This window comes from Kitasatospora sp. NPDC001225 (assembly GCF_053597855.1).
Genome location: NZ_JBSFJC010000438.1, coordinates 1 through 1,536, shown reverse-complemented (window position 1 = coordinate 1,536; position 1,536 = coordinate 1). Strand labels below are relative to the sequence as shown.

At 72.3% G+C, this 1,536-nt stretch carries 1 protein-coding gene and 1 pseudogene; one reads left to right on the top strand and one right to left on the bottom strand.

All coding sequences use genetic code 11. From position 1 onward, the window contains the following. A pseudogene (locus ACWDCZ_RS41285) lies at window positions 1-333 on the bottom strand (MFS transporter); the annotation flags it as partial. Window positions 334-544: 211 nt separating this feature from the next. Here ACWDCZ_RS41285 and ACWDCZ_RS41280 point away from each other — a divergent pair. Next, window positions 545-1,536 (top strand): FAD-dependent oxidoreductase (locus ACWDCZ_RS41280; RefSeq protein ID WP_449818712.1); only part of this gene is annotated, 992 nt, incomplete at its 3' end.

Below are 1,536 nucleotides of genomic sequence, written 5' to 3'. Positions count from 1 at the left end.
GGCCGCCATGCCGCCGGTCCAGGCGAGCGCCAGGGTGGGCGCGCCCAGCAGCACCAGCCCGGCCGCCAGCGCCCAGCGGTGGCCGAACCGGGCGGTCAGCGACGGGGTGGCGAGCTCGCCGACCACGGTGGCGAACATCAGCGCGCCGGTGGCCAGACCCGCCGCGTGCTCGCCGCCGCCGGACTCCTGGGCGTACAACGGGACGGCGGAGAGCAGCAGGTTGAACCCGGTGGTGCAGCCGAAGAGGGAGACGAGGCGCACCAGCAGCGCCCACGTCACCAGCGGCGGCCGGGCGCGGCCGGATCCCGCCGCGGAGGCGGTGGTGGTGGTCACCCGGCGACGCTACCGGCCCGCACGGGCCGCCGGTAGAGCCCCACCGAAGCCGCCGGGACGCCGTCGGAGCCCCGGTCGGACCCGCGCCGAGGCCATAGGCCAGCCCTATGACCTCATAGATCATCACCACCTACTTCCCAGGTCATCCGTAGGGTTTGCTACAAAGGTTCAGACCACGTTTGCATCGCGCCCGACCGGAGGACCACTCGTCATGCCCCGCCCGATCCGAGTCGCGATCGTCGGAGCCGGCCCCGCCGGCATCTACGCCGCGGATGCCCTGCTGAAGTCCGACGCCGCCCAGGACCCCGGTGTCTCCATCGACCTGTTCGAGCGGATGCCCGCCCCGTTCGGTCTGATCCGCTACGGGGTCGCCCCCGACCACCCGCGCATCAAGGGCATCGTCACCGCCCTGCACCAGGTGCTCGACAAGCCCCAGGTCCGGCTGTTCGGCAACGTCGACTACCCGAACGACCTCGCCCTGGACGACCTGCACCGCTTCTACGACGCCGTGGTCTTCTCCACCGGCGCGATGGCCGACCGCGCCCTGGACATACCCGGCATCCACCTCGACGGCTCCTACGGCGCGGCCGACTTCGTCTCCTGGTACGACGGCCACCCGGACGTGCCCCGGACCTGGCCGCTGGAGGCCGAGAAGGTCGCCGTGCTCGGCGTCGGCAACGTCGCCCTGGACGTCGCCCGGGTCCTCGCCAAGACCGCCGACGAGCTGCTGCCCACCGAGATCCCGCCGAACGTCTACGAGGGCCTGCGGCGCAACCGGGCCGTCGAGGTGCACGTCTTCGGCCGCCGCGGCCCCGCCCAGGCCAAGTTCAGCCCGATGGAACTGCGTGAGCTGGACCACTCCCCCACCATCGAGGTGATCGTCGCCCCCGAGGACATCGAGTACGACGACGGCTCGATCGCCGAGCGCCGCGCGGTCAAGCACGTCGACCTGGTCGCCTCGACGCTGGAGAACTGGGCGATCCGCGACGTCGGCGACCGCCCGCACCGGGTGTACCTGCACTTCTTCGAGTCCCCGGTCGAGGTGCTCGGCGAGGACGGCAAGGTGGTCGGCCTGCGCACCGAGCGCACCGAGCTGGACGGCACCGGCAACGGCACCAGGCTCTCCGCTCGCGCGGGTGGAGAGTTCCACTTCGTCGCCAAGGACACCGACTACGACCGGGTCGCCGCGACCGCGGTGGGCGC